Raw genomic sequence first — 22672 nt, forward strand, 5'->3', positions numbered from 1 at the left:
TTCCCCCTCGCGAGGAGTCACCCTATGACGGCTCATCCCCCCGCCGCCCATTCTCATCCGCCCGCGCAGCGCCCGTCCGCATCCACACCGGCGCTTCCCGTTGATGAGTCCGATGACCTCACAGGCCCCGGCGGCGACAGGGCGACCACCGGCGAACGGATCATCGACCGGATCGAGTGGGCCGACATCGCGCGTATCGCGGTAGTGGGGCTGGCGTCCCTGGGCGTGTGGGCCGCGAGCGCTGCCGGAGCTCCCAGCCGGCTGGTGGCCGTCGCCGGGACGGCGGCCCTGGCGGTGGGGTGCTGGCCACTCGTCGTCGAAGCGGCCGGCGAGCTGCGCGAGCGGCGCATGAGCATGGAATTGTCGATGCTGCTGGCCATCGTGGCCGCCGCCGTGATCGGCGAGTGGGTGACGGCCCTGGCCGTGACCGTTTTCGCCCTGTGCGCCGAGGTCCTCGAGGATCTGTCGATGGACCGGGGCCGTGACGCCCTGACCGACCTCATGTCCTTCCTGCCGCAGACCGCTCGGGTGATGACCGGCCCGCAGGGCACCGAGACCTCGGAGGTGCCCCTGGACGAGGTACGCCCGGGACAGGTCATCGCCCTGAGCCCCGGAGGCCGGGTGCCGGTCGACGGCGTCGTACGCACCGGCCGGGCCGACGTCGACCAGTCCCGGATCACCGGGGAGTCGCTGCCCGTACAGGTCGGGCCGGGAGACCGGGTCCCGGCCGGGTCGATCACGCGCGGAGCCCTGGAACTTCAGGTCGAACGGGTCGGCGAGGACTCCTCCTACGGGCGGATCGTGGCGGCGGTGCGCCGCGCCCAGTCCTCGCGAGCGCCGGTCCAGCGCCTGGCCGACCGCCTGGCGGCCCGCATCGTCTACCTGGCGCTGGCGGCGGCCCTCGTCACCTTCCTGGCGACCCGGGACGCGCGCGCCACGATCTCGGTGATCATCGTGGCCGGGGCCTGCGGGGTGGCCGCGGGCACACCCCTGGCGGTTCTGGCCGCGATCGCCCGGGCTGCCCGCTGCGGGGCTTTTGTCAAGGACGGCACCCACCTGGAGAGGCTCTCCGCGGTGGACACGGTGGTGCTGGACAAGACCGGGACCCTCACCGCGGGCGCGCCCCGCGTCGTCGCCGTCAATCTCGCGCAACCCGCTGGGGAGCCCACCGCCGATCCCATGGCGGAGTCCACTGCGGAGTCCACTGCGGCACCCGCTGCGGGCGAGGACGAGGTCCTGGCCCTGGCGGCCGCGGCGGAGTGGAACTCCGAGCACCCGATCGGCCGGGCCATCTGCACCGAGGCCGCCGTGCGCGACCTGACGGTGCCGGTGCCCGACGACGTCATCTACTCCCCCGGCGCCGGGGTGAGCGCCCGCGTCAAGGAGCGCTGGATCACCGTGGGGCGCCGGGAGGGGCGGGAGCACCGAGCGGGTCAGGCGGTCCAGGAGACCGCCAGCGCCGCCGACACCGCCGACGACGCCGCTATCGTCTCCGATACCGCCTCCGACCCGGAGGCGCCGTCGGCCACCTCGGTGGTGGAGGTCAGGGCAGATGGCCGGCTCCTGGGCACCATCGCCCTGGCCGACCGGCTGCGCCAGGGGGCGGCCAGCGCGGTGCGAGACCTGGGCGGCATGGGCCTGGAGGTCCTCATGCTCACCGGCGACTCGGCCGCCTCCGCTACCCACGTGGCCCACGCGCTCGGCCTGGCGCCCGATCAGGTGCGCGCCGGGCTCCTGCCTGCTGACAAAGAAGAGGTCATCCGCGCTCGGCGCCGGGAGGGAAGGTGCGTGGCCATGGTGGGCGACGGCGTCAACGACGCCCCGGCGCTGAGCGCCGCCGATGTCGGCATCGCCATGGGCACCGGAACGGACGTGGCCCGCGAGGCCGGGGACGTGGTGCTCGTGGGCTCCGACCCGGCCGATCTGGTCGAGACCGTGCGGGTGGCCCGCCGGGCCCGGAGCATCATCATGGTGAACTTCGCGGGCACGGTCGTGGTCGACGTCGCCGGCATGATCGCCGCCGGGCTCGGACTGCTGGGACCGGTGGCCGCGGCGCTCGTGCACGTCGTCTCCGAATCCGCCTTCATCCTCAACTCGGCGCGCCTGGTCCCCCGCCCGGCCCGCAGGCGCTGAACCGGCTCTCCACCCGCCGCGATCCCGCCGGGGTCGGAGCGCCCGTGCGCCGCCCACGCCTCAGAGCACAGGAATTTAGCGCACGACCTCGGACGCAATAACGCGCCGGGGTTCTTCTGACGACGTCGGTCGTGGCCGGCTCCTCCTCCACTTTCACCCGGAAGCGTGCACGGAAGCAGTAACCTACCGCACCAGATGGTGCACAAGTCACCATGTCCGTGGCATGATCGTTAGGCCTTAGTACCCAGGAAGCAGCACCGCGGCTGCCTGCCCGGCACCGTCCGCGACCTGGCCGACCTCATCAGTACTCACAGTGGAGTAGCCATGACGCCAGCCGTCCAGTCAGCCTTGGCGGGCCTGCCCGCCGCCTTCACGCCGTCGACCACCGCCGTGGGCGGCAACGTCTACCTCACCGCCGCGGTGGGCCTGCTGCCGCTGGTGGTGTTCTTCGTCCTCATGGGCGTGTTCAAGGTGGCCACCCACTGGTGCGCGATCATCTCCCTTGTGGTCGCGGCGCTCACCGCCGTGGCCCTGTTCCACATGCCGGTGGGCATGACGGTCATGAGCGCCACCCAGGGCATGGCCATGGGTTTCGTCCCGATCGTCTACATCATCATTGCGGCCGTGTGGCTCTACAACCTCACCGACGTCTCGGGCCGTTCGACGGACCTGCGGGCCGTGTTCAATGCGATCGGCAAGGGCGATATGCGCGCTCAGGCCCTCATCGTGGCCTTCTCCTTCTGCGGTCTGCTCGAGGGGCTGGCGGGTTTCGGCGCCCCGGTGGCGATCGCCGCCGCCATGGTGGCGACCCTGGGGCTGCCCAAGCTCAAGGCCGCCGTCGTCGTCATGGTCGGCAACGCCATCAACGTGGGCTTCGGCGCCATGGCCATCCCCACCACGACGGCAGGCAAGCTCGGCGGGCAGGACCCGGTCACAGTCGCCACCGCCATGGGGCACCTGACCTGGGTGTTCTGCGCCTTCATCCCGCTGATCCTGCTGTTCATCCTCGACGGGATGCGCGGCGTCAAGCAGCTGTGGCCGCTGGCCATCGTGGCGGGACTGGCCACCGGGGTGGGCCACTTCTTCACCCCTTCGATCTCGTATGAGCTCACCGCCGTGCTGGCCTCCCTGCTGGGCCTGGCGGCCTCCTACATCTTCCTGCTGGTGTGGACCCCCAAGACCCCTGACGAGTACCGCTCCCAGGTGGCCGCCGACGACACCCCCGACCGCGAGCGCGTCATCCTGGCCCTACTGCCATACATCCTGGTGGTCGTCATCATCGCCGCCACCAAGCTGTGGACCCTGGGCGTCAATCTCGACAAGGTCTTCAAGGCCACCGACCTGCCCGTGAAGTGGCCCGGCGTGTACGGCCAGCTCCTGAACGCCAAGGGCGAGGCCTCCAAGAGCGCCATCTACACGCTTCAGACCCTGTCCAACCCGGGCACCTGGATCTTCCTGACCGCCATCATCGTCACCTTCGTCTACGCGACGCGCTCGGTACCGGGCAAGTTCGAGATGAGCGTGGGCAAGGGCCTGGCCACCCTGGCCAAGACCTGCTACACGCTGCGCATGGCGATCCTGACGATCGCGGCCGTCATGGCCCTGGCCTACGTCATGAACTTCTCCGGGCAGACCTCGGCGATCGGCGCGGCCCTGGCGGCCACGGGCGCTGCCTACGCCTTCCTCTCCCCGGTCCTGGGCTGGGTGGGCACCGCCGTGGCCGGCTCGGCGACCAGCGCGGGCGCCCTGTTCGCCAACCTGCAGGCCACCGCCGCCCAGGGGGCCGGGCTCGACCCGAGGATCCTGCTGGCCGCCAACACGATCGGCGGGGGCCTGGGCAAGATCGTCTCCCCGCAGAACCTGGCCATCGCCTCGACCGCGGTGGACGCCCCCGGCACGGACGCCGAAATCCTCAAAAAGGCGGCGCCCTACTCCATCGGGCTGCTGGTGGTGCTGGGCGCGCTCGTGCTCCTGGCCTCCCAGGTGGGGCTGGGTATCTGAGGCTGCCGACCGTTCACCCCCGCTACTGCGCACCCTGCCCCCAGATCCTTCGCGATTCCGGGGGCGCGGGCGTGCATTCGGGCTCCGACGTCGGATCGGGAACGTACTTCTCGATTGAGAACTGCGATCTCCTGCAAACGACTGATCCCCGACACCTGCAATCTGCAGGAAAACGCAGTCCTCGCGGCAAAAGTACGTTCTCGACGGCGGCTGCGGTGGCGAAAGCAAGGTGGTTCTGCTGGGATGAGACCGAAGGAGGCTGCCGTGACAGCTCATGCTCCCCTGGCCGCAGGACGCAGGCACACCGTCGGGGGCCTCCCCGACGGTCGAGTGGTCGCCGTCGGAGCAGATTCCGCCGGAGAGTGCCGTGTGTCGCAGTGGCGGGACGTGGTCGCCGTGGCGGCCGGCAATGTTCACGCGGCCAGCAACACCGGGCGCTCTCACACACTGGGGCTCCGCAGCGACGGAACGGTTCTGGCATGCGGATGGAACGCGCAGGGTCAGTGCCATGTCCAGGACTGGCATGGTGTCGTCGCCGTTGCCGCAGGATGGAGATTCAGTACGGGACTGCGGGGCGACGGGACGCTGGTGACAACCGGCCGCGACACCGAGGGGCAGCGGCAGGTCGACCGCTGGAGCGAGATCGCGGATATCAGCTGCGGCGACTGGCACACGGTGGCCATTCGTGCCGACGGAAGCGTCTGCGCTGCGGGCAGCAACGCCGCGGGCCAGTGCGAGGTGCACGACTGGCACCGAGTTCGCGCGGTCTCCGCGGGGTACCTCCACACCATTGGCCTGCTGGAGAACGGCGCTGTTCGCGCGGCTGGACACCCGGAGTTCTGGGCCGGGATCGAGCACTGGACCGACATCATCGCCGTGGCGGCGGGCAGCCACCACAGTGTGGGTCTCAAGGCCGACGGCACCGTTATCGCAACAGGCAGATCGGAGGCCGGTCAGTGCGCTGTGGGCCATTGGCGCGACATCGTGGCCATCGCAGCGGGCGCGGCCCACACCGTGGGGCTCCGCGCAGACGGCGGTGTCGTCGCCACCGGCAGCAACAGCCACGGACAGCTCGAGGTCGGGGCCTGGTCCCTCGCCTGAGCCCCGCACGGTCCACTGACGTCGCGGGCAGTTCTACGTGAGGCACCGCGGCTCCTTCCCAGCTCCTCTCCTCCCCGGCCAGGACACTGCACGTGTTCCGGAGGAAGGAGCCGAAAGGAGGCGCCCCCAATCATGCCAGCCGGCACTGACATCCTGAGCTCGGCCCTACCGCAGTTGTGGGCCGCGTAGCTGCACATTCTCTCTGGGTCTCGTGCTCTTACGCAGTCGCCGACGTCCTCGCGGGCATCACAGGTCTCACAGGCCTCGCAGGATCAGGCCCAGCCCCAAGCGCAGCTGGCCGATCACCTCGTCGGACTCCGTTGGCGGGGCGTTGAGCAGGTCGAGGGTCAGCCCGTTGACGACGGCGGTCACCAGGCGCGCTCCCTCGGCGGGTGACAGGTCCGCGCGCATACGACCGGCCTTCCGAGCGTCGGCCATAACACCCTCGACCCAGGTACGCATGACCTGGAGCGCCTCCCAGTACGGATCGGCCAGCCAGGGCCTGGTGGATGCGGCGGCTCCGAAGGCGACCCAGGCAGCCGCGTCCTCGCGCTGCACGGCCCCGGTCGGCAGAAGCTCGGCAAGAGCCCTCACCAAAGTCTCCGGCTGCGCGGGGTCGACCTCATGAGAGACCACACGGCCAGCCTGGCGCTGGACGGAGCGGACGAGGGCGTCGGTCAGCAGAGTTCGCCGGCTCGGCGAGCGGTACTGAACGGTGCCCGGGGCGACGCCGAGCCGGGCGGCCACGCTGCGAACACTGACCCGGTCGAAGCCCTGCTCGGCGATGATCGCGATGGTGGCGTCAGCGGTCATGCTCGCCGCCGGTGACATCAGGGTATAGAGGACCGATCGCTGGTCCGTTTCCTGGTCCATGACACCACCCTCCGTGGTTTTCCGTCTCCGTGCCTTCGCAGGCGCCCTCCACCATCGTTACTTCCACCGACTTCTCGGGCGCTCAATAGCGGTTGCCTCACCAGACTATCCCCCATACGATCGTACGAGAATCGTCATACGGTCGTACGACAACAGTCGGTCAACGAGCGAGGTGCCCCATGGAACACGCCGCCACACTCGCAGGACTCGCCCTGCTGGACTCCACCAGCCTGGGCACACTGGCCATCCCGATCGCGCTCGTCGTGCGCAGCCATCGCGTGGACCGCAGGCCGATGGCCATCTACCTGACCACCGTGTGCCTGGTGTATCTCGGCCTCGGGATCGCCCTGGTGGCCGGCTTCGACCTCATCAGCTCCACCGCGGCACGCCTGGCCCGAACCGGGACGGCACAGTGGGCGACCCTCGTCATCGGTGTGGTGCTGGCGGGTTTCGGCATCCTCAGCCCTGACCCGGCCAAGCCCGAACCCGGAACAGACTCTTTGGGAAGCCGGCCCACTCCCGCCTCGGCCAGGGCGATGGTCGTTCTGGGACTGGGAGCCTCGCTCGCCGAAGCCGCCACCATGGTTCCCTACATCGCGACGACCGGAATCATTGCCTCCTCACCAGAGGCTTGGCCGGTACGGATCGTCACCTTGATCCTGTACTGCCTGGTCATGATCGCCCCCGCCCTCGTCCTGCTCATCCTGGCCGATACGCTGGGGCAGCGCTTTCTACCCAAGCTGGCAAGAATCGCCCCCAGGCTGGAGTACGAGGCTAAGGTCACCCTCCTGTGGATCGCGGCGATCCTCGGTCTCCACCTCGCCGGGCGCAGTGCAGGCGCCCTGGGCCTGTTGAGTTAGCTGCACCGATCGGGGACGTACTTCTGAGCCGAGGACTGCGTTCCCCCACCGGCAACTGCTCCCCGGCACCCGCATTCTGGCGGCAAACGCAGTCCTCGCCGCAAAGGTACGTCCTCGCGGCAAAAGTGCGTTCTCGACGACGCCGGCCGCACTCCCGCCAGAGCCTCTCCGAGACCCGACACGGTTAAGGGCAGTGATGCATGACGCAATCCGCGTCTAGGACTTACCTCCCACACGCCGCAAACACCCCCTGATCAACCCACCCCCGACGCACACAGATCTGCACCATCTCGCCGGAAAACCTACTCCGGAGAACGAGACCGACCGGCCAGGAGACCGACGTCGTCAGATGACCCCCACCGTCGGCCCGTAGCCTGAGACACAGACGAGGCCGCAACAGACCCCGCCCTTATACAGGCAGTCCGGGTCGGTCCTCGTGAAGACACTGTCACCTACGACGTCGTGGAGGCATATCGTGCGAATCGCCCTTTTCGCCACCTGTCTTGCGGACACCATGTTCCCGCAGGCAGCGCAGGCAACCGTCACCATCCTGGAGCGGCTCGGCCACCAGGTCTGCTTCCCCGAGGGACAGGTCTGCTGCGGCCAGATGCACGCCAACACCGGCTACTTCAAGCAGGCCGCCAAGATCACCCGCAACCACGTGGATACCTTCTCCCCCGTGCTCGACGGCGAGTGGGACGCCATCGTCATCCCCTCGGGCTCGTGCACCGGCGCCGCCCGCCACGAGCAGGGCCTCGTGGCCGAGCACGTGGGCGACACGGCCCTGGCCAAGAGGGTCGAGCAGATCGCCGCCCACACCTACGACCTCACCGAGCTGCTCGTCGACGTCCTGGGCACCGAGGACGTGGGCGCCTACTTCCCCCACACGGTCACCTACCACCCCACCTGCCACTCGATGCGGATCGCCAAGGTGGGCGACCGCCCCTACCGCCTCCTCAAGGCCGTCGAGGCTCTCACCCTCATCGACCTGCCCGACGCCGAGGTCTGCTGCGGCTTCGGCGGCACCTTCTCCATGAAGAACTCCGAGACCTCCACCGCGATGCTCGCCGACAAGATGAGCAACGTGATGTCCACGCGCGCCGAGGTCCTGTGCGCCGGCGACTACTCCTGCCTCATGCACATCGGCGGCGGCCTGTCGCGCGTCAACTCCGGGGTGCGCATCATGCACCTGGCCGAGATCCTGGCCTCTACCAAGGACGTGCCCTTCGAGGGCAACATCTCCTTCGCCCCCAGGCACGTCCAGCACACCGAGAACTCCCAACACGCACAGGCGGTGGCACGATGACACAGGTATTCCTGGGCATGCCCCACACGGGCGGCTGGCGCACCGACGTCGAGCAGCCCGAGAACACGCTGCGGTGGGGGCACACCTTCCCCGAGGGCGCCCACAAGACGCTGGCCAACACCCAGATGCGCCGCAACCTGGGCCACGCCACCCGCACCATCCGCACCAAGCGCGCCCAGCGCGTGGCGGAGATGCCCGACTGGCAGGACCTGCGCGACGCCGCCGAGGCCGTCAAGTTCGAGGTGGCCTCGCGCCTGCCCGAGCTGCTAGAGCAGTTCGAGGCCAATGTGACCGCGCGCGGCGGCATCGTCCACTGGGCGCGCGACGCCGCCGAGGCCAACCGGATCATCGCCGGCATCATCGCCTCCAAGGGGGTCGACGACGTCGTCAAGGTCAAGTCGATGGCCACCCAGGAGACGAACCTCAACGAGTACCTGGCCGACCGGGGCATCACGGCCCACGAGACGGACCTGGCCGAGATGATCGTCCAGCTCGCCGACGACATGCCCTCGCACATCGTGGTGCCCGCCATCCACCGCAACCGCTCCGAGGTGCGCGGCATCTTCCTGGACCGCATGGACGACGCCCCCGAGGATCTCTCCGACGACCCGCAGGAGCTCACGGCCGCGGCCCGCTCCCACTTGCGCAACAAGTTCCTGCACGCCTCCGTGGCCGTCTCCGGCACGAATATGGGCGTGGCCGAGACCGGCACGGTCTCCATCTTCGAATCCGAGGGCAACGGGCGCATGTGCCTGACCCTGCCGGACACGCTCATCACCCTCATGGGCATCGAGAAACTGGTGCCCCGTTTCCAGGATGTGGAGATCTTCTCCCAGCTCCTGCCGCGCTCGGCGACCGGCGAGCGCATGAACCCCTATACCTCCATGTGGACCGGCGTCACCGAGGGCGACGGCCCCAAGGAGTTCCACCTGGTGCTCATGGACAACGGGCGCACTAAGACCCTGGCCGACCCGGTGGGCCGCCAGGCCCTGGCCTGCATCCGCTGCGGGTCGTGCATGAACATCTGCCCGGTCTACCAGCACACCGGCGGGCACGCCTACGGCTCGGTCTACCCCGGCCCGATCGGCTCGATCCTGACCCCCCAGCTCACCCAGGGCCTGGCCGACGACGACCCGGTCCACACCCTGCCCTTCGCCTCTTCCCTGTGCGGGGCCTGCGGCGAGGTGTGCCCGGTCAAGATCGACATCCCCACAATCCTCATCCACCTGCGGGCCCGCTCGGTGGACGTCAAGCGCCGCGCGGTGCCGGACGTGTGGGACGTGGCGATGAACGTCTCGGCGCCGGTGATGTCGAAAAGCTCGCTGTGGGCGGCGGCCTCGGAGACGGTCAAGGCCTCGGCGCTGCTGGGCGGCAAGGACGGCAAGATCGGAGCCCTGCCCTTCCCCGCCTCCCTGTGGACCGGGGCGCGCGACCTGCCAGTGGCACCCTCGGAGACCTTCCGCCAGTGGTGGCGGCGCACCCACCCCGATGGCGAGACCCCGGTGAGCGGGGCCGCCGGCTCCAGGACCGACCGCGGCCACGACGCCAGCGACGGTTTCCCGGCCGATCCGCCCCCGCCTCCCGGCAGGCCGGTCCCCGGGTCCGCCTCCGGGCAAGTGCCCGGCAGCGCGAGCGCCGACGGCGAGCCCGCCCCGGCTGCGCTGGACGCGCGCTCGGCCATCGTCAACCCCGAGCCGATCGCCCCGGGAGCGCCCGCGCCCCAGGCCCCGGCCGGTCCGACCAGTGAGGAGGAACAGTGATGGACGCCAAATCAGCGATCCTCGCCCGCGCCCGCGACGCGATCTCTCGGTCCCAGACCCGGCCGGTGGGGCCGATCCCCCGCAACTACATCCGTTCCGGGGAGAACCCTCCGGGGTCCAAGCCCGTGGTCGACGAGATGATCGAAAAGCTCGAGGACTACTCGGCCAGCGTCATCGTTGCCCCCAAGGACGCCGCAATCCTGGATGCCATTGACGAGCTGCTCGGCGAGGCGCGCACCGTCGTCGTCCCGGACGGCCTGCCGGAGGCCTACAAGAAGGCGGCGGCCAGGGGCGGGCGCACCGTGGTGGAGGACTCCCGGAAGAAGGCCATCGCCACCCTCGACCTCAACGAGATCGACGCCGTGGTGACCTGCTCGCGCGTGGGCATCTCGATCTCGGGGACGATCATCCTCGACGGCGAGCCCGACCAGGGCCGCCGGGCCATCTCCCTGGTGCCGGACAAGCACGTCGTGGTCCTGGAGCGCGAGTCGATCGTGCCGACGGTGCCGCAGGCCGTCGACATCCTGGGCGAGCACCCCACGCGCCCGACGACGTGGATCGCCGGCGGCTCGGCCACCAGTGACATCGAGCTGGTGCGCGTCAACGGCGTCCACGGCCCGCGCAACCTGCGCGTCGTCGTTGCGCACTGAGCTTCGTCAAGCGCATCCGTTCTCCGCGTCGCCCGACCGTACACCGGTCGGGCGACGCGGTTCTTCGCCAGTTCCCGCAAGGGTTCCGACGGATGGGCGGGATGCGTAGGCCGGCTCGGCGGGGCCGCCCCGGGCATGTGCGCACCCGTTTTCCGTGGAGGCGGAGTTGACTGGAGATGATCGGCGGCAGCGCGGAAAGGACATCTCTTGACCATCTCACTGACTGAGTCGCCCCTTGCCCCTGACTACGACCGCTCCTCCATGACCACCGGGATCGTCCACATCGGCGTGGGCGGCTTCCACCGCGCCCACGAAGCCGCCTACCTCGACAGGCTCATGCGCAGGCGCGCCGGGACCGGCCTCCGAGAAGGCGCCGGGAGCACCTCCCCGGAAGGCTCCTGCCTGGACTGGGGGATCTGCGGCGTCGGACTGCTGCCCGGCGACGCGCGGATGCGTGACGCCCTGGAGGGCCAGGACCACCTCTACACCCTCATCCTCAAGCATCCCGGCGGACTGCGGGACCCGGTGGTCATCGGCTCCATCCACGACTACCTCTTCGCCCCCGACGCCCCCGAGGCCCTCCTGACTCTCATGAGCGCGCCGACCACCCGGATCGTCTCGCTGACGGTCACCGAGGGCGGCTACAACGTCGACGACGCCACCGGCGAGTTCCGCACCGACTCTCCCGGAGCCGTGTACGACGCCGAGCACCCGGGCGGGCCCGTCACCGCCTTCGGCTACATCGTTGAGGCGCTGCGGCGCCGTCGGGAGTCCGGGACCGCACCGTTCACGGTCATGAGCTGCGACAACCTGCCCGGCAACGGGAAGGTGGCGCGCACGGCGGTCGTCTCCCAGGCCGCGATGAGAGACCCGGAGCTGGCCGACTGGATCGAGGCCAGCGTCGCCTTCCCCAACTGCATGGTCGACCGGATCACTCCGCGGACCACGGTGGCCGATATCGCCGAGCTGCGGCGCAAGCTCGGCGTCGAGGACGCCTGGCCGGTGGTCTGCGAGCCCTTCTCCCAGTGGGTGATCGAGGACGACTTCCCCTCCGGGCGGCCCCCGTTGGAGGAGGTCGGGGTGCAGATGGTCGACGACGTCACGCCCTACGAGCTCATGAAGCTGCGCCTGCTCAACGCCTCCCACCAGGGGCTGGCCCACTGGGGACGACTGCTGGGGATCGAATACGCGCACGAGGCCGCCGCGGATGCGGACATCTCCCGGTGGGTGCGCGCCTACCTCGAGCGCGAGGCCCGCGCGACGCTGCGTTCGGTGCCGGGGATAGACCTGAACGACTACGTGGACGCGCTCTTCGAGCGCTTCACCAACGAGGCGATCGCGGACACGCTCTTCCGTCTGGCGCAGGACGCCTCCGGCCGGATGCCGAAGTTCGTCCTGGGCACGGTGCGTGACAACCTCACCGCGGGCGGGCCGATCCGCCTGGGAGCGGCGATGGTGGCCGCCTGGGCGCTGGGCGAGGAGGGCGTCGATGAGAACGGCGGGGCGATCGTCATCGACGACTCGCTGGCCGACGAGCTGCTGCCCCTGGCGGCCGCGCAGAAGGCCGGCCATGAGACCGCCTTCATCTCCCACGAGGGCGTCTTCGGAGAGCTGGCGACCGATGAGCGCTTCCGGCGAACCTTCATCGAGGAGCTGGACGCCCTGCGGCGCGAAGGGGCTCGGGCGCGCCTGCGGGCCCTGGCCGGCGGTCCCCGAGAGGCTCAGCCCCGGCCCGTCAGGTCGACGGGGACATCCGACGCGTAGAGGTGCGCCAGCTTCCCGGCGGGCAGATTCCACCGCACCGGCGAGTACCGCATCGCAGACGTTCCGGCCACCCCCACCACCGCAAAGATTGCTAAGGCTTACCTTGCTTTGGTGACCTTTGTCCCATAGCATGAAGTGGCTCGTGGGACTCAGGACTGGGCTGCGGAGGCCAGTCGCCTCTTGCGAGCACTCCGCACCGTGCGGAGCATCCAGAATCCGACTCACTGATGAGGTTCCTATGGTCAAGCGCCAGCTTCCCAACCCGAGCGAGATCTTCGAGCTACTCCACTTCAAGACGCCCGAGTTCAACCCCAAGCGCCGACGCCTCGACGCCGCGCTGACCACCTGGGACCTGCGCAAGATCGCCAAGCGGCGCACACCGGCCGCGGCCTTCGACTACACCGACGGCGCCGCCGAGGGCGAGGTCTCCCTGCGCCGCGCCCGCCAGGCCTTCCGCGATGTGGAGTTCCACCCCGACATCCTTCGCCCCGCCGTCGACGTCGACACCTCCTGCGAGATCCTCGGCGGCCGTTCCGCCATGCCCTTCGGCATCGCCCCCACCGGCTTCACCCGCCTCATGCAGACCGAGGGCGAAATCGCCGGGGCCGGGGCCGCGGGCGCCGCCGGGATCCCCTTCACCTTGTCCACCCTGGGCACCACCTCCATCGAGGACGTCAAGGCCGCCAACCCCCGCGGACGCAACTGGTTCCAGCTCTACGTCATGCGCCAGCGCGAGATCTCCTACGGGCTGGTCGAGCGCGCCGCCGCGGCCGGCTTCGACACCCTCATGTTCACCGTCGACACCCCCGTGGCCGGGGCCCGCCTGCGCGACAAGCGCAACGGATTCTCCATCCCGCCCCAGATCACGGCCGGCACCGTCCTCAACGCGATCCCCCGCCCGTGGTGGTGGTTCGACTTCCTGACCACGCCCAAGCTGGAGTTCGCCTCCCTGAAATCCACCGGCGGCACCGTGGGCGAGCTGCTCGACGCCGCTATGGATCCCACCATCAGCGACGACGACCTCAAGGTCATCCGCTCCATGTGGCCCGGCAAGATCGTCATCAAGGGCGTGCAGACCGTCGAGGACTCCAAACGCCTCATCGACCTGGGCGTCGACGGCATCCTGCTGTCCAACCACGGCGGACGCCAGCTCGACCGCGCCCCCGTCCCCTTCCGCCTCCTGCCCGAGGTGGTCCGGGAGGTCGGCAAGGACGCCACGATCATGGTGGACACCGGCATTATGAACGGCGCCGACATCGTGGCCGCTCTCGCCCTGGGCGCCAAGTTCGGGCTCGTGGGCCGCGCCTACCTCTACGGTCTCATGGCCGGCGGCCGTGAGGGCGTGGACCGCATGATCGAGATCCTCTCCGACGAGGTCATCCGCACCATGAAGCTCCTGGGCGTCTCCAGCATCGGCGAGCTCGAGCCGCGTCACGTCACCCAGCTGACCCGCCTGGCCCCGGTGCGCCCGCGGGTCAAGGCGGCGGCCGACGCCGTCGCCCGCTGACCCTGCGCGGGCCCCGCCCGGACCTGACGGACGGTTTCGGGGCTCGCCCGGTCTTCCCCCTGCCCTCCGCTCCGCGGAGGAATCCCTACTGGCCGCCCGTGCGCGGGCGGCACCCGGTGGCCCCGGAGAGGCGACCCCAGTGGTCCCCTCTCCGGGGCCACCGGCGTCCTGACGAGAACCGGAAGCATGCCGGAAACAGACCGGGCGCTATGGTCTCGACAGACTCACATCTCTCCTTGGCGACGGGTCTGGGCCTCCTTGCGCGAGACGAACCACCCAGCGCCCTGGATCACCCCTGCGGTCAGCTCCGAGCGACCACCGCCCTGAGGAAGGGACAGCGCCATGGCACAGTCCACGTCAGACCCGATGTCAGGTCCCGCGACGACGGTCGACGACCTCGAGGACGACGACCTCGCCCAACCCGGCCGTCTCATCTCCAGCCGCTGGCGGCCTCGCAGCCTGCGCACCACGCCGTCGAGAGAGGACCGGGGGCTGTTCGGCCACCCCCAGGGCCTGCCCTGGATGCTCAATGTGGAGATGTGGGAGCGCTTCTCCTACTACGGCATGCGCGCCATCCTGCTGTACTTCATCACCGACACGATGGCCGATGGGGGCCTGGGCCTGAGCGACACCAGCGGACAGGTCGTCATCGCGCTCTACGGGATGGCCGTCTACCTGCTGGCCATCCCCGGGGGTATCTTCGCCGACCGGGTCATCGGGCCGTGGCTGTCCACCCTCTACGGCGGCGTGGTCATCATGGCCGGGCACATCTGCCTGACCATCCCCACCACAGTCACGTCCTGGACGGGGATCGTCCTGGTCGCCGTCGGAACCGGCTTCATCAAACCGAACCTGACGACCATCGTCGGCGGCCTCTACGACGACGATGACATCCGCCGCGATGCCGGCTTCCAGCTGTTCTACACGTCCATCAACGTCGGCGCCTTCGCCTCTCCCCTGCTCACCGGCTGGCTGCGCGAGCACTACGGCTACCACGCCGGCTTCTCCTCGGCCGCCGTCGGCATGGCCTTCGCTCTGGCGGCCTTCGTCTATGGCCGCCACAAGCTCTCGGCCTTCGCCTTCACCGTCCCCAACCCCATCCGCCCCGAGGAGCGCCAACGGTTGCTTCTGGGATCTCTCGGGGTCCTGGTCGCCATCGGCGTCGTCGTCGCAGTCCTCCAGGTGCTCACCGGCAACCTGGTCACCACCGTCGCTACGGCGGGCCTGCTCATCCCGGTCGGTACGGCTGTGGCCTACTTCGTGGTCATGTTCCGCTCCCCGAAGGTGACCGTCCCCGAGCGAACCCACCTGCGCGCCTACATCCCCCTGTGGATCGGCGCAGTCCTGTTCTTCATGATCACCGAGCAGGCCGCCGGCAAGATGGCCACCTTCGCCGAGTCCAACACGGACCTGCGCTTGCCCTTCTTCGGATGGTCGACCACCGCTGAGGCCTATCAGTCGGTCAACCCCGCGGCGATCGTGCTCCTGGCTCCGCTGGTCGGCATGCTGTTCACCCGACGGGCGGGCAAGTTCCCCTCCACCATCATGAAGTTCGTCATCGCGGTGCTCATCGTCGGGCTCTCGGCGCTCATGCTGGGTTACGGATTCCAGATCTGGCCGGGCGGACAGGACCTGTCCCCCTGGTGGTTCCTGGCGCTGGTCTACGTCATCCAGACCGTCGCCGAGCTCTTCCTGACTCCGGTCGGTCTTGCCACGACGACCGCCCTGGCCCCCAGGAGCTTCGCTTCCCAGGCGATGGGGCTGTGGTGGCTCAGCGTCGCCGCCGGGCAGGGCGTCGCCGGATTCGTCATCGCCCAGACCGAGCACCTCTCTGACGCCACCTACTACTACGGCCTGGGCGTGGCCACACTGCTCATGGCCCTGGTGCTGTTCGCTGTCGCCCCGTGGACGCAGCGGCAGATGGCCGACGTCGAGACGGCCACTGCCGAGTGAACCGCGACTGACCAGCGTCTCGCCGAGTAGCCCCACCCCGCCTCGGCGGGAATCACCTGCCTGATTATCCTCGTATTTCTCCCCGATCGACTGCACGGTCGGAGTAAGGTGCACGGGTACCTGCGGTTCGTACTGGACACCGATGGTCCGGTCGCATTCCTCACCCGACCGCAGGAAGGGAGAGTCTCATGTCAACGACCCCGACTCCCGTCGAGGACGATCTCGCCACCGGCCGGATAATCACCAGCCGCTGGCGGCCCGCCACCCTGCGCATGACGCCGTCGAAGGAGGACCGGGGGCTGTTCGGCCACCCCCGGGGCCTGCCCTGGATGCTCAATGTGGAGATGTGGGAGCGCTTCTCCTACTACGGGATGCGCGCCATCCTGCTGTACTTCATCACCGACACCGTGGCGAGTGGCGGCCTCGGCCTGAGCGCCAACTCCGGCCAGGTCATCTTGGCCTCTTACAGCGCCGCCGTCTACCTGCTGGCCATCCCCGGGGGTATCTTCGCCGACCGGGTCATCGGGCCATGGCTGTCCACCCTCTACGGCGGCCTGGTCATCATGGCCGGGCACATCTGTCTGTCCATCCCCGTGGTGGCCACCTCCTGGCTCGGTGTCGTCCTGGTGGCCGTGGGCACCGGCTTCATCAAGCCGAACCTGTCCACGATCGTCGGGGGTCTCTATGACGACGATGACCCGCGGCGTGATGCCGGCTTCCAACTGTTCTACATGTCGGTCAACGTCGGGTCGCTCGCCTCTCCGCTGGTGACCGGCTGGCTGCGCGAGCGCTACGGCTACCATGCCGGCTTCTCCTCGGCCGCCGTCGGCATGGGGGTGGCCCTGATCGCCTTCGTCTATGGCCGCCACAAGCTCTCGGCCTTCGCCTTCACCGTTCCCAACCCCATCCGCCCCGAGGAGCGCAAGAGGTTCGTGCTCGTATCGGTACTGATCGTGGCGGGGACGGCCGCGCTTGTCGCGGTCCTCAGCACTCTGACCGGAAGCCTACTGGACGCCATCTCCACCACCATGCTCATCATTCCGACCGGTGCGGCGTTGGGCTACTTCGCGCTGATGTTCCGCTCGCCCAAGGTCACGGCCCGCGAGCGCTCCCACCTGCGCGCCTACATCCCCCTGTGGATCGGCGCGGTCCTGTTCTTCATGATCTCCGAGCAGGCGGCCGGCAAGATGGCCACCTTCGCCAAGGACTACACCGACGGTCATATCCCGGTGATCGGATGGGTCGTTAGCCCGGAGACCTACCAGTCCATCAACCCGGCCACGATCGTCATTCTGGCCCCGTTCATCGGCTGGCTCTTCACCCGGCGGGCAGGCAGGTTCCCTTCCACCATCATGAAGTTCGCGATCTCGGTGCTCACCATCGGCACATCGGCCTTCATCCTAGGCTACGGCTTCCAGACCTGGACCGGCGGCGCGAAGCTGGCCCCCTGGTGGTTCCTGGCCGTGGTCTTCATCATCCAGACCGTCGCCGAGCTCTTCCTGTCCCCGGTGGGACTGTCCACAACGTCGGCACTGGCGCCCAAGAACTTCGCCTCCCAAACGATGAGCCTGTGGCTGCTGACGACAGCCACCGGCCAAGGGCTCGCCGGCTTCATCATCTCCAGAACGGAGCACGTCGCGAATTCCACCTACTACTACGGTCTGGGCGTCGTGACGGTCGCCGTGGCCATCATCCTGTTCGTCGTCGCTCCTTGGACGGAGCGGAAGATGGCCGACGTCGGGGTCACCTCCCAGGACTAGGCACGGCTAGGCCGCCGCTGGCGGGCCGGTGGGGAGACGATGGAAAAGAGGGCCGTCATGAAGAGCTACACCTCCGGCGAGGAGCTCATCGCCGAGATCCGCAAACGCGCCGAACTGTTCGTCGCAGAGTTCGACGACGTCCCAGCCTCCGGGCTCCACACGCTCAAGGACGGCGCGGACCGCACCCCGGCGCAGATGCTCGCCTACCAGCTGGGGTGGATGGACCTGCTGCTGGGCTGGGAGCGAGACGAGCGGGCGGGGCGCGAGGTGGTTACGCCCGCGCCCGGCTACCGGTGGAACCAGCTCGGCGATCTCAACAGCTCCTTCTACGAGCAGTGGCGCGACGCCTCGCTGCCCCAGCTTCGGGAGGCCTTTCGGGAGAGGGTCGACGGCGTCGTCGCCCTCGTGACATCGCTGAGCCGAGACGAGCTCTTCACCTCCGGGCAGCGGGCATGGGCCTCCTCGACGCCGTCGGCCTGGCCGGTGGCCAAGTGGGTGCATATCAACACGGTGGCGCCCTTCACCTCCTTCCGCGCGAAGATCCGCGCCTGGAAGCGCGGTTGAGCACTCGGATCGCTCAACCCTGGGAGGACTCAAAGAACAAGGGCGCCCCGGGCTCTCGGCCCGGGGCGCCCTTGTCTCTGATCGGATCAGGCTGGATCAGGCGGCCTTGGGGTAGGCCTTCTGGACGGCATCGAGCATCTCGAGGGCCGAGTAGTAGTCCAGCCGGAAGGACGAGGGCGGCATGTACTGCACCTTGCCTCCGGTCACCGGGGCTGCCGAGCTGAAGGTCTCGTTGCTGGTGACGGCGTTCTTCGCTGTCTCATCGGCGGCGATAACCACCCAGTTCTCACCGGTCAGTCCCGCCTGGACGTTCTCGGGCGAGAGCTGGACGATGTCCTTGCGGTCACCCATGGACTGGTCGCCCTTGACGTTGTCGGGGACGGTGGCGATGGTGAAGCCCAGGTCCTTGAGGAGCTGGACCTGCGGGGCCTCCTCGGTGAAGGCGTTGGCGCCCTTGGTGCCGTCCCCGGGGACCGTGAAGACCGACGTCGCCCCCTGCGGGACGGCGATGGCGCCCTTGGCCTTCTCCGCCTTGGTGCTGTAGTCCTTGACGACGGAGTCGGCCTTGGCCTGGCGGCCGGTGGCCTGGCCCAGGGTCTTGGTGACGTCCTGCCAGGAGTGCGATCCGTAGTCGATGACGAGGACCGGGACCTCGAGCTGGCGCAGGCTCTCGACCACCTTGACGGCCGAGTCCTGCCCCGTCTTGGCAACGATGATGAGGTCGGGGTTGTCGCCGGCGACCGTCTGGGCGAGGTTGTCCTCGGTGCCGTCGATGGCCTTGACACCCTTGTCGGTGGCCTGCTTTGACCACTGGGTGAAGAAGCCGTTGTCGTCGGTCTTCTCGTCCTTTTTCTTGGCCGGCGTCGAGGCGACCACCGGGGCGTCGATGGCCAGGAGCGATCCGGTCAGCGTCACCGAGGTGGACACGATGCTCTTGGGCTCGGCCTTGAGTGTGACGTCGACGCCGTCGTCCCCCTTGATGGTGACCGGCCAGGTGGCCTCGGCGGAGGCTCCGGCCGAGGCGGCACCAGAGGCCCCCGCGGAGCCAGCGGCGGTTGACGTGGAGGTCGAACCGGAGGAGCCGCAGGCCGCCAGGCCGGTGCTCAGCACCATGGCAACGACGGCGACGAGACCCTGCCTCAGGCGGCGGGCGCGCCGCGTGGATGCGTTCATCTGTCTGTGTTCCTTTCTTATCCGTCCTGCTGGGAGCGAGCAGTCGGGCTGGTACCTGCCGAGGCGAGCTCGGCAGAAGGCTGTGGAGCGGCAGCGGGGGCCGTAGCAGGGGCGGTGCTGGCCGGCGTGACCGCGCCCAGGTGGCGGGGCACCACCATGGGGGTGCCCGCCACTGGGTCCGGGGCGATGACGGCCGCCAGTCCGAAGACCTCGTCGACGAGGTCCTCAGTGAGGATCCGGCGCGGGGAGCCGGTGACGCGGACCCGGCCGTTGTGCATGACGATCATGTGCTCGGCGCAGCGCGCGGCCTGGTTGAGGTCGTGCAGGACGGCCACCACCGTGCGCCCCTCAGCGTTGAGACGGCGGCATAGCTGGAGGATGTCGACCTGGTGGGCCAGGTCAAGGAAGGTGGTGGGCTCGTCCAGGAGGATCGTCTCGGTGCCCTGGGCCAGGGCCAGGGCGATCCATACGCGCTGGCGCTGACCTCCGCTGAGCTCGTCGACGGGGCGGGCGGCCAGCTCGGTGACGCCCACCATCTCCATGGCATCCTCGACGGCCGTCCGGTCCTCTCGCGACCACTGGCGGAACATGCCCTGGTGGGGGAAGCGGCCGCGGGCCACGAGGTCGCGCACCAGCATGCCTCCGGGGACGACGGCGCTCTGGGGCAGCAGGGCGACCCGGCGGGCGACCTCCTTGGTGCCCAGGCGGGCGATGTCGGCACCGTCGAGCAGGACCGCGCCCCGGGCGGGCCGGTGCAGGCGGGCCAGGGCGCGCAGCAGTGTGGACTTCCCGCAGGCGTTGGGGCCGACGATGGCGGTGAAGACGCCTGCCGGAATGTCCACGTCGAGGTCCCGGGAGACCACGTGGCCCTCGTAGGCGAGGGTCGCGCTCCGGGCGGTCAGGCGCACCTCGGAGGCGGCCGGTCCAGCGGCAGTAGGCGGATTGGTGGGCTGCTCGGTGGTCGGTCCATTCACAGGGATCTCCTTCCACGCGCCGTCGCGGTCAGCGCCACCATGAGGTAGAGGCCGCCGACGGCGTTGGTCACCACGCTCACGGGCATCGACTCCAGTACCAGCTGGCTGAGCAGGTCGGCGCCCGCCAGCAGGAGGCTCCCTGTCAGGCCGGAGACCAGCAGTGGGGGCTGCGGGGAGCCGGTGAGGAACCGGGTCAGGTGGGGCGCCACGAGGGCTACGAAGCCGATGGGGCCGGCGGCCATCGTCACCACCGCCACCAGCACCGTGCCCAACAGGATGAGGACGGCGCCGACACGGCGGGTGGGGCTGCCCAGGACGGTAGCCATTTGCTCACCCAGCGCCACAACCCGCAGATGCCGGGCGACCGGCAGCATCAGGGCCAGGGCGAGTGCGATGGCCAGGCTGGTCGGGGCGACCACCGGCCACCGGGCCGCCCCGAGCGTGCCGGTGATGGCCTTGAGGGCACCCAGGCCCTCGTCGTCGTCGACCCGCACCAGAAGCCAGCGGTTGACCGAGATGAGCATCGAGCTGATGGCGATCCCCACCAGGATGAAGCGCAGCCCGGTGAACCCGCCGCGCAGGGAGACGAGGTAAGTCACCATCCCTACGGCGGCGCCGCCGATGAAGGAGGCCAGGGAGGCGGACAACATACCGCCGGGCAGGAGCAGGACGCTGACCAGGATCCCGGTCTGCGCTCCGGTGCTGAAGCCGATGAGGTCAGGCGAGCCCAGGGGGTTGCGGGTGATGGTCTGGAAGACGGCCCCGGCCACACCCAGGGCCAGGCCCGCCACAAGCCCCAGCAGGATCCGGGGCAGCTTCCACTTGACGATGACGATCTGGACGATTCTGCGTCCCTGACCCTGGAGCGCATCGATGACCTCCTGGGTGGAGACGGTGAACTTCCCCAGGCGCAGGGCGGCGACGGCGACTGCGAGGCTGAGCGCCAGCAGCATGAGGCCGACGACGACGTGGCGCGGGGTGATGAGCACCGACCAGCGGCCGACGACTATCCACAGGCGTCCGGCGTCGGTCCCCACGTGGAAGCTGCGGCGCGGGCCGGTAGCGGCGGGAGTATGCACCGCAGCGGCGGCACGGTTCAGTCTGTCTCCCCTCATGAGGCCCGGTCCTTCATCCGCAGGACCATGAGCAGCAGGACGGGCGAGCCCACGAAGGCCGTCAGCAGACCGACCTGCATCTCGCCGGGCCGGGCCAGGACGCGCCCCAGCACGTCGGCGGCCAGGACGACGACAGGACCGCCCAGCGCGCACAGGGCCACGATCCATCCCCGGTGGGGCCCCATGAGCCAGGAGGCCGTCAGCGGGGCCATGAGCCCGACGAACCCGATGGGGCCGGCGACCGTGGTGGCAGTGGCGCACAGGAGCGTGATGACCGCCAGGCTCAAGCCCCGCACGAGGCCGACCCGGGTGCCCAGCGCGACGGCGACGTCGTCGCCCAGGGCGATATTGTCCAGGGCGCCGGCCAGGAGGAGGGCCGCGCCGGTTCCCAGGGCCACGAGGAGCGTCATCGGCAGCAGGGGGATGTCGGCGCGGGTCAGGGAGCCGACCTCCCAGTCGATGAAGGTGCGGAACAGGTTCGGCATCGTCAGTACGACGCCGCGGATGACCGCCCCGGCGAAGGCCGAGAAGGCAACGCCGATGAGGACCAGGCGCACCGGCGAGGAGGTCGAGCCGCCGATCATGCCGATGACCTGGACGAGCGCGGTGGCGACTAGGGCGCCGCTGGCCGCCAGGAGCAGCTGGCCGGGGACTGGGAGGACGCCGAGTGCGGCGGTGCCCAGCACGATGCCCAGAGAGGCGCCGGCGTTGACGCCGAGCAGCCCGGGCTCGGCCAGGGGGTTGCGGGTGACGGCCTGCATGACGGCGCCGGACACCGCCAGGGCCGCTCCGACCAGCACGCCGATGATGGTGCGCTCAACGCGCAGGACGTTGATGTTGTAGGAGACGTTGGAGGCGTCCGGGTGGAGCAGGTAGTGGGCGACCTGGTCGGCGGGGATCCTGGAGGAGCCGACGAACAGGGAGGCCAGGATGCACAGGGCCAGCAAGATGGCTGCGGCCAGGAGGACGGCCGGGCGCCGGAGGAGAGGGCTGAGGCGGGGACGGGGGCGAAAGGGGTGAGTGCCCTCCCTGATAACCCGTTCCGGCATCGGGCCTCCCCCACACCATCTACTACAAAGGCATGCCTAACCTAAAGGGGAGGTCGACGCCTGTCAAACCCGGGTCGACCGGCCCGACAGCCCGGGCCTGCATGTCCCGGGTGGCGCAGGCCCACCACC

General features: G+C 69.4%; 17 protein-coding genes. 12 read left to right on the plus strand and 5 right to left on the minus strand.

What is annotated here, in order from left to right; translation table 11 throughout:
- The first annotated feature begins 24 nt into the window (after positions 1 to 24).
- From FK256_RS10485 to FK256_RS10495, 3 genes are all read left to right on the plus strand, one after another.
- Complete coding sequence (locus FK256_RS10485) at positions 25 to 2133, plus strand: heavy metal translocating P-type ATPase (protein ID WP_021607224.1); 2109 nt, start codon at positions 25 to 27, stop codon at positions 2131 to 2133.
- A gap of 324 nt (positions 2134 to 2457) precedes the next feature.
- Entirely contained in the window at positions 2458 to 4134 is a 1677-nt protein-coding gene (locus FK256_RS10490) for an L-lactate permease (RefSeq protein WP_141424727.1), read from the plus strand.
- 264 nt (positions 4135 to 4398) lie between these two features.
- Positions 4399 to 5235 (plus strand): RCC1 domain-containing protein, encoded by an 837-nt coding sequence (locus FK256_RS10495; RefSeq protein WP_141424728.1) that lies wholly within the window; start codon positions 4399 to 4401, stop codon positions 5233 to 5235.
- Between the two features lie 255 nt (positions 5236 to 5490).
- Here the strand turns inward: FK256_RS10495 and FK256_RS10500 are convergent, their stop codons facing one another.
- Positions 5491 to 6108 (minus strand): TetR/AcrR family transcriptional regulator, encoded by a 618-nt coding sequence (locus tag FK256_RS10500; protein ID WP_141424729.1) that lies wholly within the window; start codon positions 6106 to 6108, stop codon positions 5491 to 5493.
- A gap of 179 nt (positions 6109 to 6287) precedes the next feature.
- Here FK256_RS10500 and FK256_RS10505 point away from each other — a divergent pair, with 179 nt between their 5' ends.
- From FK256_RS10505 to FK256_RS10545, 9 genes are all read left to right on the plus strand, one after another.
- On the plus strand, positions 6288 to 6968 hold the full coding sequence (locus tag FK256_RS10505) for a GAP family protein (RefSeq protein WP_141424730.1): 681 nt from the start codon (positions 6288 to 6290) through the stop codon (positions 6966 to 6968).
- 475 nt (positions 6969 to 7443) lie between these two features.
- Positions 7444 to 8274, plus strand: coding sequence for a (Fe-S)-binding protein (locus FK256_RS10510; protein WP_009234784.1), 831 nt, complete (start codon positions 7444 to 7446; stop codon positions 8272 to 8274).
- Positions 8271 to 10034: a LutB/LldF family L-lactate oxidation iron-sulfur protein gene (locus tag FK256_RS10515; protein WP_141424731.1), complete on the plus strand. Its 1764-nt coding sequence runs from the start codon at positions 8271 to 8273 to the stop codon at positions 10032 to 10034. Before FK256_RS10510 ends, FK256_RS10515 begins: the two co-directional genes overlap by 4 nt.
- The gene (locus FK256_RS10520) at positions 10034 to 10684 is read left to right on the plus strand and encodes a LutC/YkgG family protein (RefSeq protein WP_141424732.1); all 651 of its coding nucleotides are present in this window, start codon (positions 10034 to 10036) and stop codon (positions 10682 to 10684) included. The genes FK256_RS10515 and FK256_RS10520 overlap by 1 nt, the downstream gene beginning before the upstream one ends.
- Positions 10685 to 10945: 261 nt before the next feature.
- Entirely contained in the window at positions 10946 to 12448 is a 1503-nt protein-coding gene (locus FK256_RS10525; RefSeq protein WP_483396355.1) for a mannitol dehydrogenase family protein, read from the plus strand.
- Positions 12449 to 12686: 238 nt separating this feature from the next.
- Positions 12687 to 13955 (plus strand): alpha-hydroxy acid oxidase, encoded by a 1269-nt coding sequence (locus FK256_RS10530; protein ID WP_021607609.1) that lies wholly within the window; start codon positions 12687 to 12689, stop codon positions 13953 to 13955.
- A gap of 342 nt (positions 13956 to 14297) precedes the next feature.
- A complete protein-coding gene (locus FK256_RS10535) occupies positions 14298 to 15908 on the plus strand; it encodes a peptide MFS transporter (RefSeq protein ID WP_244936361.1) in 1611 nt (536 codons plus the stop codon).
- Positions 15909 to 16096: 188 nt separating this feature from the next.
- Positions 16097 to 17668: a peptide MFS transporter gene (locus FK256_RS10540; RefSeq protein ID WP_141424734.1), complete on the plus strand. Its 1572-nt coding sequence runs from the start codon at positions 16097 to 16099 to the stop codon at positions 17666 to 17668.
- Between the two features lie 57 nt (positions 17669 to 17725).
- Positions 17726 to 18232 carry a ClbS/DfsB family four-helix bundle protein gene (locus tag FK256_RS10545; protein ID WP_141424735.1) on the plus strand — a complete coding sequence of 169 codons (507 nt, stop codon included), beginning with the start codon at positions 17726 to 17728 and terminating at the stop codon, positions 18230 to 18232.
- A 96-nt stretch (positions 18233 to 18328) separates the two neighbouring features.
- Here FK256_RS10545 and fepB read toward each other — a convergent pair whose 3' ends face one another.
- Genes fepB through FK256_RS10565 form a run of 4 tightly spaced genes read right to left on the minus strand, consistent with a single transcriptional unit; the run spans position 18329 to position 22543 of the window.
- Positions 18329 to 19405, minus strand: a complete 1077-nt coding sequence (gene fepB / locus FK256_RS10550; protein ID WP_141424736.1) for a Fe2+-enterobactin ABC transporter substrate-binding protein — start codon at positions 19403 to 19405, stop codon at positions 18329 to 18331.
- Between the two features lie 17 nt (positions 19406 to 19422).
- Positions 19423 to 20379 (minus strand): ABC transporter ATP-binding protein, encoded by a 957-nt coding sequence (locus FK256_RS10555; protein ID WP_141424737.1) that lies wholly within the window; start codon positions 20377 to 20379, stop codon positions 19423 to 19425.
- Positions 20376 to 21494 (minus strand): FecCD family ABC transporter permease, encoded by a 1119-nt coding sequence (locus FK256_RS10560; protein WP_141424738.1) that lies wholly within the window; start codon positions 21492 to 21494, stop codon positions 20376 to 20378. Before FK256_RS10560 ends, FK256_RS10555 begins: the two co-directional genes overlap by 4 nt.
- The gene (locus FK256_RS10565) at positions 21491 to 22543 is read right to left on the minus strand and encodes a FecCD family ABC transporter permease (RefSeq protein WP_244936363.1); all 1053 of its coding nucleotides are present in this window, start codon (positions 22541 to 22543) and stop codon (positions 21491 to 21493) included. Before FK256_RS10565 ends, FK256_RS10560 begins: the two co-directional genes overlap by 4 nt.
- Between the last annotated feature and the right edge of the window lie 129 nt (positions 22544 to 22672).

Origin of the sequence: Actinomyces johnsonii (genome assembly GCF_006546835.1) — a bacterium.
GTDB lineage: Bacteria > Actinomycetota > Actinomycetes > Actinomycetales > Actinomycetaceae > Actinomyces > Actinomyces johnsonii.